The 14,646-nt window shown below is 65.3% G+C and carries 9 protein-coding genes and 1 tRNA gene; 6 read left to right on the forward strand and 4 right to left on the reverse strand.

The window, feature by feature from the left end; genetic code table 11:
* The first annotated feature begins 207 nt into the window (after nucleotides 1-207).
* From FHS28_RS00885 to FHS28_RS00895, 3 genes are all read left to right on the forward strand, one after another.
* Nucleotides 208-2,796, forward strand: coding sequence for a PD-(D/E)XK nuclease family protein (locus FHS28_RS00885; protein WP_088449511.1), 2,589 nt, complete (start codon nucleotides 208-210; stop codon nucleotides 2,794-2,796).
* Nucleotides 2,793-6,719, forward strand: coding sequence for a UvrD-helicase domain-containing protein (locus FHS28_RS00890; RefSeq protein ID WP_088449510.1), 3,927 nt, complete (start codon nucleotides 2,793-2,795; stop codon nucleotides 6,717-6,719). Before FHS28_RS00885 ends, FHS28_RS00890 begins: the two co-directional genes overlap by 4 nt.
* Before the next feature lie 27 nt (nucleotides 6,720-6,746).
* Nucleotides 6,747-6,823: transfer RNA gene (locus FHS28_RS00895), tRNA-Pro, on the forward strand.
* Nucleotides 6,824-6,956: 133 nt separating this feature from the next.
* Here FHS28_RS00895 and FHS28_RS00900 read toward each other — a convergent pair.
* Both FHS28_RS00900 and FHS28_RS00905 read right to left on the reverse strand, forming a co-directional pair.
* Nucleotides 6,957-7,142, reverse strand: coding sequence for a hypothetical protein (locus FHS28_RS00900; protein ID WP_088449509.1), 186 nt, complete (start codon nucleotides 7,140-7,142; stop codon nucleotides 6,957-6,959).
* A gap of 119 nt (nucleotides 7,143-7,261) precedes the next feature.
* The gene (locus FHS28_RS00905) at nucleotides 7,262-8,884 is read right to left on the reverse strand and encodes a methyl-accepting chemotaxis protein (RefSeq protein ID WP_221193652.1); all 1,623 of its coding nucleotides are present in this window, start codon (nucleotides 8,882-8,884) and stop codon (nucleotides 7,262-7,264) included.
* Between the two features lie 259 nt (nucleotides 8,885-9,143).
* Between FHS28_RS00905 and FHS28_RS00910 the strand changes: the two genes are divergently transcribed.
* Nucleotides 9,144-9,761, forward strand: coding sequence for a hemerythrin domain-containing protein (locus FHS28_RS00910; RefSeq protein ID WP_088449507.1), 618 nt, complete (start codon nucleotides 9,144-9,146; stop codon nucleotides 9,759-9,761).
* A gap of 66 nt (nucleotides 9,762-9,827) precedes the next feature.
* Here the strand turns inward: FHS28_RS00910 and FHS28_RS24510 are convergent, their stop codons facing one another.
* Nucleotides 9,828-11,390 (reverse strand): methyl-accepting chemotaxis protein, encoded by a 1,563-nt coding sequence (locus FHS28_RS24510; protein ID WP_088449506.1) that lies wholly within the window; start codon nucleotides 11,388-11,390, stop codon nucleotides 9,828-9,830.
* Nucleotides 11,391-11,752: 362 nt separating this feature from the next.
* Here FHS28_RS24510 and FHS28_RS00920 point away from each other — a divergent pair, with 362 nt between their 5' ends.
* Nucleotides 11,753-13,300, forward strand: coding sequence for a methyl-accepting chemotaxis protein (locus FHS28_RS00920; protein ID WP_088449505.1), 1,548 nt, complete (start codon nucleotides 11,753-11,755; stop codon nucleotides 13,298-13,300).
* Here FHS28_RS00920 and FHS28_RS00925 read toward each other — a convergent pair.
* Nucleotides 13,297-13,761, reverse strand: coding sequence for a helix-turn-helix domain-containing protein (locus tag FHS28_RS00925; protein WP_088449504.1), 465 nt, complete (start codon nucleotides 13,759-13,761; stop codon nucleotides 13,297-13,299). The genes FHS28_RS00920 and FHS28_RS00925 overlap by 4 nt on opposite strands.
* 553 nt (nucleotides 13,762-14,314) lie before the next feature.
* Between FHS28_RS00925 and FHS28_RS00930 the strand changes: the two genes are divergently transcribed.
* Nucleotides 14,315-14,617, forward strand: a complete 303-nt coding sequence (locus FHS28_RS00930) for a hypothetical protein (RefSeq protein WP_184293953.1) — start codon at nucleotides 14,315-14,317, stop codon at nucleotides 14,615-14,617.
* Nucleotides 14,618-14,646: the final 29 nt, after the last annotated feature.

The raw sequence follows: 14,646 nt of genomic DNA on the forward strand, positions 1-14,646 counted from the left end.
GGCGCAGAGAGTGTTGCGTCCGCGCCTCATGGTTCGGCTCCTGGGTCTGGTCATGGGTCTGGTCATGGTCAGCCCCCATCGCAATCTCAGGCACCGGACCTTTCGTTCGCGCTGGACAGCGCACACGCCAATGGCGTCTTCTGGGACCGGCTCGCCGAGCAGGCCGCCCGATGGCTGGAATCCCAAGGCCTGCAGGCGCGGGATGCCGTGCTGCTGCTGCCCTTCGCCCAGCATCTGCAGCCGGCCCGCCGTGCGTGGATGAAGCTCAGCCGATGGCAGCCCCGCATTGAAACCACCCACAGCCTGGCTTCCGCGCTGGGACCGAGTTCGCTGCCGCAAGCCCTTCAACTGACCTTTGATGCCGCCATCGACGCCCTGGCGGCGCGGCAGCTGCTGCGCGGGCAGAGCTGGGCCCAGGCCCTGCGTCAGGAAGATCCCCGCGCTTTTGATGCGGCCGTGCTGCGTTTGGTCGAGGCGGCGCATGCGCTGGCCCGGGCGGCGCAATTGCGGTCGCCCGACGGGCGATTGGCGTTTTGGTCGCAGGCGCGGGAGGTGCTGGCGGCGCAAAGTGGCGCCGGGCAGCTGGAACGGGCGCTGCTGCTGGTCGCGCTGGAATGGGCCGCGGCGGACCCTCGGGCGCCGGCCACCGACGCCTTGTTTGACCTTCGCCCCAGTGCCTGGCTGCATCTGCAGGCGGGTGGGCCGGATCCGCTGGCCGAGGCGCTCCTGAGTGCGGCGCAAGCGGCCGGCGTGCCCTGTCTGCGCCTGAGCGCCGACCTGCCGCTGGAGGACGCCTTCGCCCGCGGCCTGCCGCCGGCCCAGGTGACACAGGCGCTGTGCGACGACTTCGAAGACCTGGCGCAGTGCAGTGCCGCCTCGGTGCTGGATCACTTGAATGCGGGCCGGACGCCGGTGGCACTGATCGCGCAGGACCGGGTGCTGCTGCGCCGCGTCCGCGCCCTGCTGGAGCGTCAGGGTGTGGGCATTGCGGACGAGACCGGCTGGACGCTCGCCACCACCGCACCGGCTGCGCAACTGATGGCGCTGCTGCGAGCCGCCCGCCGCGATTCCACCGTCGATGAATGTCTGGCCTGGCTGAAGACACCCCTGGCGACGGGCCTGCGGGAGCGGGCCGGCGCCGGGGCCCTGTCGGCGCTGGAAGCCCGCTGCCGTCAGCGCGGCTGGTCGTCACCGGCCGCCGTGCGGGAGGACCGGCTGCTGCCGGGGTCGGCCCGACTCTGGAAGCTCTCGCGGGAGGTGCTGGCCACTTTTCAGGGTGGAGGCAGCCGCAGTCTGGAAGACTGGCTGGAACTGCTGAAAACCGTGCTCAAACGCCTGGGCGCGGATGAGCAGTTGGCGGCGCAACCCGCCGGCGGGCCTCAGTTGCTGGATGCGCTGTGGCTCAAGCGCTCGCCCTGGCCGGGGTCCGCGCACGAAGCGGTGGTGAAGGAGACGACGCTCAGCGCGTCCGAATTCACCGCGTGGGTGTCCGCCACGCTGGAGGCGGCGCAGTACGTGCCCCCGCTGCAGGGGGACCTGCAGGTGATGATCACGCCGCTGGCGCGCGCGATGCTGCGCCCGTTTGGCGCGGTGGTGCTGCCGGGCGCGGATGCCGCCACGCTGGGGCCTGTCCCGGCGGGGCCGGTGCTGGTCAGCGATACGCTGGCACGGCAGATGGGACTGCCCACGATCGAGGACAAGCGTGCCGCGCTGGCCAGCCAGTTCACGCAGCTGCTCCGGTCTCCGGCGCTGACCTTGCTGCGCTGCGCCCATCGCGGCAGCGAGCCGCTGGCGGCCAGTCCCTTGCTGGATCGTCTGGATCTGGCCCGGCAGTCCGCGGGGCTGGGGCCGTTGCCGGGTTGGGTCGATCCGCGCGTGGTCGTGCCGGTGGAGGTGCGCCCGCAACGCCGCGCCAGCGCGCAGGCGGCCGGCATACTGCCGGCGGCTTTGAGCGCAAGTGCGGTCGAATCCTTGCGGCAGTGCCCTTATCAATTCTTTTCCCGCGTGCTGCTGGGCCTGCGCGAGGTGCAGGAGCTGGACCAGCAAGCGGACAAGCGCGACTACGGCACCTGGCTGCATGCGGTGCTGCATCAGTTCCACACCGAGCGGCGCGACGGTGTCGAGCCTGCGCTGAGCGACGAAGCCCGACTGCAGCGCGCCGCCCAGACGCAGATGCAGGCGCTGGGCTTGTCGGCCGCGGAGTTCCTGCCGTTTTCGGCGAGCTTTGCGCGCTTTGTGCCGGCGTATCTGGAGTGGCTTGCGGCGCGTGCCATGCAGGGACAGACCTTCGTCGACGGTGAGGTGGACTGCGAAGTCCAGCCCTGGGGGGCGGGTGACCCGGCCCTGGCGCCGGTGCGGTTACGCGGACGCATCGACCGGATCGATGCCGGGCCGGACGGGCACCGCCTGATCGACTACAAGACTGGAGGGCTGAAGGGCCTGAAAGACAAGGTGGCCGATCCGCTGGAAGACACGCAGCTGGCGGTCTATGCGACGCTGGTGCGGGCGGGGGCTGCGGCTGTGGTGGCGGCGGAAGCGCTGCCTCAGGCCGCGCCGGCGACTCCGTCGGGCCTGTTTGCCGAGTACCTGGCTCTGGATGACGCCAAGGGCATCGCCGCCGTGGAGCATCCTGAGGTCACCCAGACCGCGGTGCGGCTGGTGGAGGGCCTGGGGCAGGATCTGCTGGCCATCCACCACGGTGCCGCCTTGCCGGCACTGGGGGAGGGCGTGGCTTGTGAGTATTGCGACATGCGGGGCCTGTGCCGCCGCGACGACTGGGAAGGAGCCGCGCCATGACGGCGGCTGAAGCACGCGGTGACGAGCGCATGGATGCGGTCGCCGCCTACACCCTCAACGGGGCTCCCGTCGCCCGCGAGCGCTTTTATGCGCTGGCCTGTGACCCGGCGCGCAGCGTTGTCGTCGAGGCATGTGCCGGTGCCGGCAAGACCTGGATGCTGGTGTCGCGCATCCTGCGCGCGCTGCTGGACGGCACCCAGCCCCAGGACATCGTGGCCATCACCTTCACCCGCAAGGCAGCGGGAGAGATGCGGGAGCGGCTGAACGAATGGCTGCATGAATTCGCGCATTGCGACGACGCAGGCCGTGTCACCGCACTGCGTCAGCGCGGGCTGTCGGAGGCGGAGGCGCATGCCTTGGCGCCGGCACTGGCGGGTCTTCAGCAGCGATTGCTGCAGGGGGCGCGCGCCGTGGAAATCCGCACCTTCCATGCGTGGTTCTCGCAGCTGCTGCGAGCCGCGCCCCTGGAGCTGCTGCAGGCGCAGGGCCTGTCGCCCGAGCTGCAGCTGCTGGAGGACGAAAGCGACCTGATGCCGGAGCTGTGGCATCGCTTCCACACCGCTGTGCTGGCCGATGCCGCCTTGCTGGCGGACTATGAATCGCTGTGCCTCACGCAAGGGCGCAACCGCCTGACGGGCTGGCTGCTGTCGGCCTTTGCCAAGCGGGTGGAGATCCGCCTGGCGCATCAATCAGGCCGGCTGCTGGAGAGCATGCCGGACGCTGAGGATGTGGCGCCCGAATTCGCGGCCTATGAGCATCCGATGCAGGCGTTTGCGGTGCTGCGACGGGAGCTTCAGGCGCAGGCGGTGGTGCTGGGGGGCATGAAGGCCGCAGGAGCGAAGAAGGCCGCCACTGGGGTCGAACAAGCTTTGCTGCTGGAGGACGACGCCGCCTTGCCCGCCATTCGGGCTGCGCTGTTCACCGCCGACGGCAATCCGCGCAAGGCGCTGGGCGATGCACCGGAATTGATGCAGGTGCTCGATCAGCTGTCCCGGCTGCAACTGGCGCTCGATCAGCGTCAGGCGCGCGTGTGGCACCGGCAGATGTGCGGCCTGGCTTTGGTGCTGCTCGATCAGTTTGAGCGGCTCAAGCGCGAGCGGGGTCTGGTCGACATGAACGACCTGGAGCGTGGCGCCCTGGCCCTGCTGGGGGATGCCGGACTGGCCGGCTGGGTGCAGGAACGGCTGGATGCGCAGGTGCGGCATCTGCTGATCGACGAATTCCAGGATACGAGCCCGCTGCAATGGCATGCGCTGTATGCGTGGCTTTCCGGCTATGTGGGGGCGGGCGGCGGCGCGAGTGGGCAGCGGCCACCGTCGGTCTTCATCGTGGGAGACCCGAAACAGAGCATTTACCGGTTCCGCCGGGCCGAGCCTCGGGTGTTCGCGGCCGCGAGGGACTTTGTGCGGGAAGGCTTGAACGGCGTGCTGCTGGCCTGTGATCACACCCGGCGCAATTCGCCGCAGGTGCTGGCGGCGGTGAATGCAGTGTTTGACGCTGCCACGCGTGCTCAGCAATACAGCGGCTTCCGCGCGCACACCACCGAGTCTGGCGACGGACATCCGCTGGATGGGGTGTTCCATCTGGTCGACGATGGGGCGGACGAGCCGGAGGACGACGTTGTCGCGACGGACTCCGGGGAGGTGGCCCCTGTGCCGTATGACGTTGTGGCGGGGCGTGCGCCAGGTGCGGCCGGCAACGCGCTCACGATGGACGGTATGGCAGGAGCGAGACAGGTCTCGCGTCATCCACCGCGCGACCCGGAGACCTGGCGGCCCAGCCTGATCGAGCCGCGTCGGGAGGCGGAGCTGCATCGGCGGGAGGCCGAGGCGGCGAGGATTGCCGATGCCATCGAGGATCTGCTGCAGGGCGGAGAGGCCGAGCCCGGTGACATTTTTGTGCTGGCGCGCAAGCGTGATGGCTTGCGGGTGTTGGCCCAGGTGCTGAAGTCTCGCGGTATTGCGCACGCAGCACCGGAGGACATGGCTCTGCTTGACGCGCCCGATGTGCGAGACCTGCTGGCCTTGCTCGACCTGCTCGCGTCGCCTGGGCATCACCTGTCGATGGCGCATGCACTGCGCAGCCCGCTTTTCGGGGCGACGGAAGCGGATCTGCTGGATCTGGCGGCGCGCGCGAGGGAGATGGCGAAGGCGACTGCGATGCCGGCAGAGGCATCGGCAACGCCCAGCGCCGCAACCGAGGTGGGTGATCTCCCGCCGGACTGGCATGACGCCATGCCGATGGCGGACGAGGAGAGTGCGCCGTCGGAGGCCGCTGGAGAGTGGGGCGGCCGTGATGAGCCTGATCCCCAGTCCGATCCTCAGTCTGATGCCTTCGGAAACGAGGCGGCTGTGACGGCCACCCCGACAATTGCCAGCGACGCGCCGCAGGAGCTCGCCGGATGGTGGGCCGCGCTGATGGCGGCCCGTCCGGAGACACTCAGTCCGGCTCTGTCGCGGGCGCGGGATCTCCTGCCCCGGTGGGCGCAATACGCTATTGAACGCAGTCCGCATGATCTGCTGGATGCGATCGTTCACGAAGGCGACCTCATGGCGCGGATCGCCGCCGTGGTGCCGCCCAGCGAGCGCCGGGCGCGTCTGCATGCAGTCGAAGCGATGCTGGCGCTGGCGCTTGATCTGGACGGTGGGCGCTATGCGGGCCTCTATGGATTTGTCCGATCCCTCAAACAGCGAGCGCTGAAGCTGGCGGCGCCGGCGGAGCCCGAGGCGGTGCAACTGCTGACCGTCCACGGCGCCAAGGGGCTGGAGGCGAAGGTGGTGATCCTGATGGACACTGAAGCCGGACCCGCCCGCGCGGAGTCGATGGCGCTGGCGGTCTCTTGGCCGGTGCAGGAAGAGTCGCCGCAGACGGTCGCGTTTCTCGTGTCGGAGAGCCGCCCACCGGCATCCTTGCAGCCCTTGCTGGACGATGAGAAGGACCAGCGGCAGCGGGAGGAACTCAATGCGCTGTATGTGGCGATGACCCGGGCGCGTCACCGCTTGCTGATCAGCCGCACCCCCGCCAAACGGGCCAGCAGCACGGCGACCTGGTGGGCGCGGTTGATGCCGTTGTCGGCGCCATTGGCGTTGGGTGGGCGTGCCGCTGGCGGGCATCGGGCGCTGGGGCCTGCAGTGAAGATGGGGGCGAGCCGTGCAGCAGCGGCCCACGCTGCAGACGCTGCAAACGCTCAGGGGGCTGAAGTGGGAGGCGCACATCTGTCCTCGCCGGGCGGTGTTGCATGGCTCAAGCGATTGCCGAGCGCTCCGCCAAAGGCGCCGGGGACGTCGATGGCGGCCTCTCCGGCCGCCCATGCAGCATCGACAGCCGGCCGCGACAGGGTCGGCAGGTCGGGCGCATCAGGAGCAGCGGGCGAATCCATCACCAGCGGCGGTGCCCTCGGCCAAGGCCCTGAGGTGGTGGACGACAGCGCCGCGCTGGGCGAAGCGCTGCATCGCGTGCTGGAATGGCACAGCGGGCCACAAGGTCGCCAGCACACGCTGGAGCGATTGATGGCTGCCGCCGCGCAGATGTACGGCCTGGATGCCCGCCGCGACGAGCGCCTGCAGCGAAGCGTCAAGGCGATTCTGGGCAGCAGTGCCTGCGCGCCGTTCTTCGACCCGGCGCAACTGCGCTGGCAGGGCAACGAAGTACCGCTCAGTTGGCACGACCTGGATATGCGTCTGGACCGGCTGGTCTGCCTGCGCGGGGAGGGCGCCCAGCCGGACACCTGGTGGGTGCTGGACTACAAGTTGCATCCGGCGCCGCAGAACAATCCGGAGTATGTGGACCAGCTCTGGCGCTACCGGGAGGCGGTGCGCGCGCTGCAGCCTGGGGAGCCGGTGCGCTGTGCTTTCATCACCGGCCAGGGACGGCTGATCGACTGCACAGAACAAGTTGCTGACAGAATCGATTTTGGGAGCTGAATTTCCGGCTACAATCGAATTCTTCGTCGGGGCGTAGCGCAGTCTGGTAGCGCATCTGCTTTGGGAGCAGAGGGTCGCGAGTTCGAATCCCGCCGCCCCGACCATCTTATTCTTGTCAAGTCATTGAGCCGAAAGGGATCTTTCCCTCTCGGCTCACTGCTTTTGTGGCGTCCGCTATCGATCGTGGTGCCACGGGGCACGCCAGCAGCGTCAGCGCAACGGTGTCGCGCCCCAGGCTTACTTCTTGAAGATCTTGCGCAAGACGGAGATCACAACGACGCCGATCAGGATGTAGACGAACACCCTGCCAGTGGAGCGGCCCTTGGCATAGCCGTCGCTGGTGGTGTCCACCGCGAAGGCGAAGGCGGGCATCAGGGCGGAGATTGCGGCGGCGAGGGTCCGGGTGGACGAGCGTTGCTTCATTGAGCGGTCCTGCGACGAGGTTGAGTGCATTGAGCGGCCCTTTGCTTGCGGTGCAGAGCGGGGCGATCGAATGTTAAGCGCTCGCGGCAGTGGCGCCTCCGGGGCCATCAGGAGTGGTCTCAAGCCACCTTGAATACGCTGACCACACCCACCAGCGTGTTGGCTTGGTGGCGCAGGCTCTCGGCAGCGGCCGCCGATTCTTCGACCAGCGCTGCATTCTGTTGAGTGACCAGATCGATCTGGGACATTGCGCTGCCCATCTGGCCGACGCCGGTCGCCTGCTCCCGACTGGATGCGCGAATCTCCCCAACGATCACCGTCACATCCCGAATCGCTTTCACCGCTCCCTGCATGGCGGAACCTGCCCGCTCCACCAGCACCGAGCCCTGCTCGGCATGAGCCACGCTGCCCTGGATCAGCTGTCTGATTTCCTTGGCGGCGACGGCGCTGCGCTGAGCCAGTGCACGCACCTCGCTGGCGACCACTGCAAAGCCGCGGCCTTCCTCGCCGGCGCGCGCGGCTTCCACAGCGGCGTTCAGCGCCAGGATGTTGGTCTGGAATGCAATGCTGTCGATGGTGCTGGTGATGTCTGAAATGCGTTTGGAGCCGGCGTCGATCTCCAGCATCGTCCGCACCACGTCATTGAACACCGACCCCACTTCGCTCACAGCCCGGGACGCGTCCTGCGCCACTTCATCCGCGCGGATCGCGTGATCGGCGTTGTTGCGCACCGTAGTGCCCAGCTCTTCCATGGTGGCGGCGGTTTGCTGCAGGGCGCTGGCCTGTTCCTCGGTGCGATGACTGAGATCGGCATTGCCTGTCGCAATTTGGGAAGTGCCGGTCGCAATCGATTCCGACGAGTCACGAACCACACTGACGATGTTGGACAGGTCAGATCGCATCCGACCCAGAGACGCCAGCACGCTGTTCGACGGGGCGGCTGACTCGCCCTGGAGCAATGTGAGATTCCCCATCGCCACCTGCGCCGCCGCTTTGCCCAACTCCAATGGCTCCGCACCGAGGGCACGGAAAACCGATCGCAGGATCAGACAGCACGCTGCTACCGCCATCACCAATCCGGTGGCAACGAGGGCGGCAAAGCTTGTCAGGTCGCGCGCGATCGCTTCGTCCGCGGCGTCCATCAGGTATTCAGTACGGCGCTCCGTGTAGTCGGCATAAGCTTCACTGGCCTGCTCCAATTGCGCCAGCAGCGGACGACACTGTTCATTCATTCGCCGGACGGCCTCTTCGTGCTGTCCATTCAACGCCAGGCGGACAATGTCGAGTGCGACAGGTGCATACAAAGCTTCCACCCGGGCGATCTCCTGGATCTTCGAACGTCCTTCCGGACTCACGTCACTCGCTTCGGAGAGTTTGAGGAGGAGTGACAGCTGCGCCTGGGCTCGCTCATGTGCCTTCTCCACCTTTTGCTGTTCGGTTCGGATGTCCTCTGTGCGCGAGACCAGCACCAGATTCCGTGCAGCGATGGCGCGTGCTTCCACGGCATGCTGAAGTGCGCTCGCCACGTGCGCCCGGCGGGTCACGCCTTGGCTGAACTCATCGAAAAGATCGTTTGAATGGCGCAAGCCTTTCCAGGCAAAGAGGGCGATCGCGAGGAGCAGGAAGACCAGCGCCCCGAAGGCGCCGATCAGTTTGGAGCGCAAGGATAGATTGTTGAAACGCACGTTGAACTCCGCCGCAACAGGCTTTAGTAAAAAAAATGATAGAACATTACTGATCAATTCGATGAAATCGGATCAATGGGAGTCAACTGACAACGTGAATTTCGGCACGGGGCCAAGCGTGCCGTTGGCATGGCGAAGAGCGCCGCATAGGGCAGGGCAGGGCAAAGCCGCGCACCGTGGAAGGCGGTCCGACGCGCGACGATGCAGAGCATTCGCGTGTACTCCGCGTGCGTAGGAACAGGACCGGGTTCGACATTGGTGGGAGTCCGGCTTGCCGCGTATCAAAGCCAAGCCAACCCACATCCAGGAGTTCTCGATGGAAGCCACCGCCACCCTCGGAAAAGTCTCGCCCAGCATCACCAAGATGATCCGCATGGACCATTCACACGTGATGGTCACCTTCCACAAGTTCCAGCCGGACGCCTCACCGTCGAAGAAGCAGGCCATCGTGAACACGGTGATGCTGGCGCTGGAAATCCACGCGCAGCTGGAAGAAGAAATCTTCTATCCCGCCCTGGAGCAGGTGGCGGTCAACAATCCGGCATTGAAGAAGGCCAAGCCGGAGCACGATGAGATGAAGCGTCTCATTGCAAAACTGCGCGGCATGGCGCCGACCGATGCCGGCTATGACGACACGTTCATGGAGTTGATGCGGGACGTTGTGCACCATGTGGCCGACGAAGAAACGATCATGCTGCCCGCCGCTGAAAAGCTTCTGAAGGACCGCCTGGGCGAGCTCGGCGCGCAGATGACGGCCCGGCGATTGCAGCTGGCTGCACCGCATGCGGGTGAAATGATCGTCAATGGCGCCCGGGCCATGCCGGTGGCCACCATGGGCATGGCAGCCGCCCTGCTGGCAGGGGGCTGGTTGGTCGCGCGGGCGTTGCGGCCCTCGTCGCCAGCCTCTGCACTGAGAACCCGCTTCCACCTCTGAAGAGAGGCGGACAGCACAAGGGCCGCCATTGGCGGCCCAAGTCGCAACGAGCGGTGAATCGTTACCTCAGGCCATGGCGGCCGACGGCAACTTGAACACGGCCACATTGCCAACCAATTGCTCTGCCTGAACTTTCAGGCTTTCGGCAGCGGCTGCGCTTTCTTCCACCAGCGCGGCGTTCTGCTGAGTGACCTTGTCCATCTGGCTCACGGCTTCACCCACTTGGGAGATGCCCGAGCTCTGTTCCTGACTGGCCGAACTGATCTCGGCGACGATGTCATTCACCCGGCGGATGGATTCCACGATCTGTCCCATGGTGGCGCCGGCATGATCGACCAGCGTCGTGCCTTGCTCGACTTGCGACACGCTGTGGTGGATGAGCGTCTTGATCTCCTTGGCCGCATCGGCACTGCGCCGCGCCAGCGTGCGCACTTCGCTGGCTACCACGGCGAAACCGCGGCCTTGTTCACCAGCCCGTGCGGCCTCGACGGCTGCGTTCAGCGCCAGAATGTTGGTCTGGAAAGCAATGCCGTCGATGACACCAATGATGTCGCCAATCTTGCGGCTGCTTTCACTGATGCCTTGCATCGTTGCAACCACCTTGCCCACCACTTCACCGCCGGAGGTGGCAATGGTCGTGGCCGCCTGCGCCAGCTGATTCGCCTGTTGCGCATTGTCAGCGTTGTTGCGCACGGTGGTGTTGAGCTGTTCCATCGTGGCCGCGGTCTGCTGCAGGGCGCTCGCCTGCTCTTCGGTCCGCTGGCTCAGGTCCTGATTGCCCTGTGCAATCTGCGCACTGGCCGTGGCCACACTCTCGGAATTGGCGCGTACGCCGGCGACTACGTCGGACAGGTTGGATTGCATGCGCGCCACATTGGCCAGCACACTGGTGGAATCCGATGCGGCGGGGCACAAGGGCAGAGTGAGGTCGCCGCCAGCGACGCGGGCCACTGCGTGGCTGAGCGCTTCGGGTTCCGCACCGAGTGCCCGACGGAGGTTGCGAGACAAGGACAAGCCCACCGCGCCGCCGAAGACCGTCATCACCAGAGCCAGTGCGAACATGATCATGGCGCTGGATCGGGCGGTCTCATTGGCATTCCTCGCGAGCCCGTCGGCGATCTCCTGCTGGAGTGCTTTGGACTGGTCGACCGCGACGAACAGCGGCGTTTGTAGTGAGCGAACCTGGCCCACCAGGAAGGCGCCGGCCGCCGCTTTGTCGCCATTGATGGCAAGGGCCATCGTGTCATCCAGGGCCTTGTTGTACGCGGGTCGCTGCTCCACGATGCTCTTGAGAAGCTCCTTGCCGCGCGGCAGGGTGATGGTCTTCTCCAGCTTTTCAAGAAGTTCCTGATTCTTGAGTCGCAAGTCGCCGATCTTCTTCTTCTCGCCCTCGACAAAAGTCGGATCCGTGTTGATGACGCAATTTCGGACGAACCGGCCAATCGACTGAAGGTTGTCCTTGAGCTCACTGAACTGAGCCACCTTCACCATCCGGTTGGAAGCGAGCTGGTCAATGTCTGCGCTCAGGGCGTTCAGCTTCACCACGGCGAAGCTCACGCTCGCGATGCCCACGGCAATGGTCAGGCCGAAGCCCATGGCAAGGCGTTGTCCAACGGTCAATGTTTTCATGGGATTCCGTTTTGATGGGGGTCACTGAAGTGAATCGGCGCCTCGGGGGCGCACAACCACGTTCGAATGTATCGATTTAATCGCTGATAACAACGTTAACAAGTCACGACTATCACTTGCAAATCAGAAAAATCATTTCGGTGGCGACGCGCCGGGTGGGCGTTTTCTGGCCGTAGGAACGGTAAGTGGCGCGGTCATGACGGGTTGCGCTGCAGGCACACGTCAGGGACAACCACTGATCGCCAGGACGAAGCCGTGGGAGAGAGTGCAAATTTATCAATCTGCCCTGTCTTCTTGATAGATTCATTCTTTAAATGATAAACAATGATGCATTGAAATCAGTTTGATCATTTGGAGTAACTATGAAATCCCGTTTCGGCGTCGGCGCAAAGCTGGCAGGCAGCTTCGGTCTGGTGTTGCTGATGCTTATTGGCCTCGGCATTACCGCCGTCATCCAGTTGGCGCGGGTCAACGATGTGGCGGACGACATGCACACCAATTGGCTGCCTTCCACGCGTCAGGTCAGCGCCATCGCGCAGCACGTCAATCGCTATCGGATTCGTGAGTACCGCGTCCTCATCACGGAGGCGGACAAGATGACTGCGGCCCTGACGCGTATGCAGGAGTCGAAGGAAGCGGTGGACAAGGCCATCGCCGCTTATGGTCCGATGGTGAGTTCCGACGAGGAGGGTCGTAAATACAAGGAAGTCGCCACCTTGTGGGCGAAGTACCTGGAGCGTGCCGATCAGCTGAAATCGGCGGCGGGGTCCGAAGATCTGGTCCTGGCCAAACGACTGGTGACGGTCGATGGACTGGCGACGTTTGATCAGCTCAATAAAGCCATGGAGGAGTTGACCGAGATCAACACCCAGGGCGCTCAGAGCGCGGCCGAGTTGGGCTCACAGATCTATGCCAGCGGCAAGGTCACCATGTTCGCGGTTAGCCTGCTGGCGATCGTCGTCGGCAGCGGATGCGCCTTCATCATCACCCGCGGCATCACCCGCCCGCTGGCGGAGTCGGTCAAGCTGGCCGAAACGGTGGCCGATGGCGACCTCACGGTCACGCTGAATGTGCGGGGTACCGATGAAGTGGCTCAACTCCAGCTCGCCTTGCTGAGCATGGTGGACCGTCTCAAGGGCGTGGTGGCCCAGGTGCGGGATGGCGTGTCCGCCGTCTCTGGCGCGTCCAGCCAGATTGCCGCGGGTAATTCGGACCTCTCATCGCGCACCGAAAGCACCTCGGCCAATCTGCAGCAGACGGCCTCCAGCATGGAACAGTTGACTGGCACGGTCTCCCAATCTGCGGACACGGCGCGTCAAGCCAACCAGATGGCCGCGAGTGCCGCCGAGGCTGCGCAAAAGGGAGGTGAAGCCGTGGGGCAAGTGGTGGAGCGGATGCGCGAAATCAGCGATGCCTCCCGCCGCATCAGCGACATCACCAGCACCATCGACAGCATTGCCTTCCAGACCAACATCCTCGCATTGAATGCGGCCGTCGAGGCGGCCCGTGCAGGTGAGCAAGGGCGTGGTTTTGCCGTGGTCGCCAGTGAAGTGCGCACGCTCGCCCAGCGCAGCGCGGTGGCCGCCAAGGAGATTCGCGGTTTGATCGATCATTCCGTGCAGACGGTGAGCGCCGGATCGACCGAAGTGGCCAAGGCGGGCGAAGCCATGGGCCAGATCGTCAACGGCGTCAGCCGCGTGACCGACCTGATGGGCGAGATCGCCGCGGCCAGCAGCGAGCAGCGGGATGGCATCAATCAGGTCAACCAGTCGGTGGCCAATCTGGACCAGATGACGCAGCAGAACGCCGCGTTGGTGGAAGAGTCTTCGGCCGCTGCAGCGTCCCTGCGGGATCAGGCTGCCCGGTTGGCGGATGTGGTGGCGGTCTTCCGGGTGGGCATGGCCACTTAAGAGGCGACCGGCTGGGTGGCTTCTTCTTCCACCGTGGATTTCCATCCCTTCGGACCTGCGGTGGCGACGATTTTCTGGTGGATGAGTCGCTCCACCTCCATGACACGATGGAAGGCCTTGCGCAGCGGCTCATCGCCCTGCGCATGGGACAGATAGCACAGCCGGATCAGCGCGTCGTTGGCTTTGGGGACCTTGCCATGACGCTCCCAGAGGCTCACCGCCTGTTCGGAGACGCCCTGCGCCCTGGCCAGTGCGGCCTGCGAGATGCCCATCTGCACGCGCAGGAACCGGAATTCCTTTCCCGACAGGCGGCCGGGCTTGCCGACGATCCGCTGAGCCAGCAGCGCCAGCAGTTCGTCTGCATGCGCAACAGAGATGCCAGGGCCATAGGCGGTTGATTGGGTGGTGTAGCCGTTGGCGAGCCACACATTGTCCAGGCCGCATTCGGTGTAGTGATGCATGAGCCGCTTCCTTTCAGACAATCACGGTGATGATGAGCAGGTCGGGTTCATCATCGGATAACGCCACGCAGGTGGTCAGGTCTCGCTCCGCTCCCCACCAGTTCATCCGGCAGACGAGAGATGACCGGTCTTCAAGTCTTGTTCTGGCGGGGTTCGGAGACGGCCCCGACGCAGACATTCGAAGACTTCCGCCATGGAGACCTATCTTTCGGCCATCCGCTTGCGGGCGTGCGCCGTCAGCACGACGCGCTCGGTACGGGCAGCATGACTGCGGATGTGACGTTGCAATTGCTGCAGCGAGAGCCCGCTAAGGCTCATGACTGCAACCCATAAAAAGTATGGGTCCTATCGTAGGCGATTTTTACCGCGGGTGGAAGTAGGTCGGTGGGATGGCGCATGGTTGGCAAGCCGTTCTCAGGGCGTGGCCGCATGGCGGCCTCGGCATGCCGACACTCTCGCCCACCGCCCACCCGGGAGGCCAGCCCGCTTTGATGTAAGTTCTCCCATTCGCGCGACTCACACCCGTGGTTCGCCAGACTGAAGGATGTGGGAGATGCAGACCAAGCAGCGCTTTGCGCTCGATCAAACGGTGATCCTCAGACGCTTCAATGGTGAGGTGAGCGCCCCGGAGGGCACCGCGCCTGACCATGACTACTGGCGGCTGATCGGCCAGATCGGTCAGGTGCGGGATCTCGACGACAGCCGCTTGGGCCTGTCTGCTCAGCAGCCGCGGCGCATGCTGGTGCAGTTCCAGGTCGATCCCAACTCGCTCGGGCTGCACTGCCACAACCGCTTGGCGCGGGCCTTGTGGGTGCAGGTGGAGGACGCGGAGCCTCTGCCCACCTGGGCGCCTTGAAGCGACGCCTTCGCGCGCAGGTGTCGCTC

The sequence above is a fragment of the Roseateles terrae genome (assembly GCF_014192155.1).
GTDB lineage: Bacteria > Pseudomonadota > Gammaproteobacteria > Burkholderiales > Burkholderiaceae_C > Roseateles > Roseateles terrae.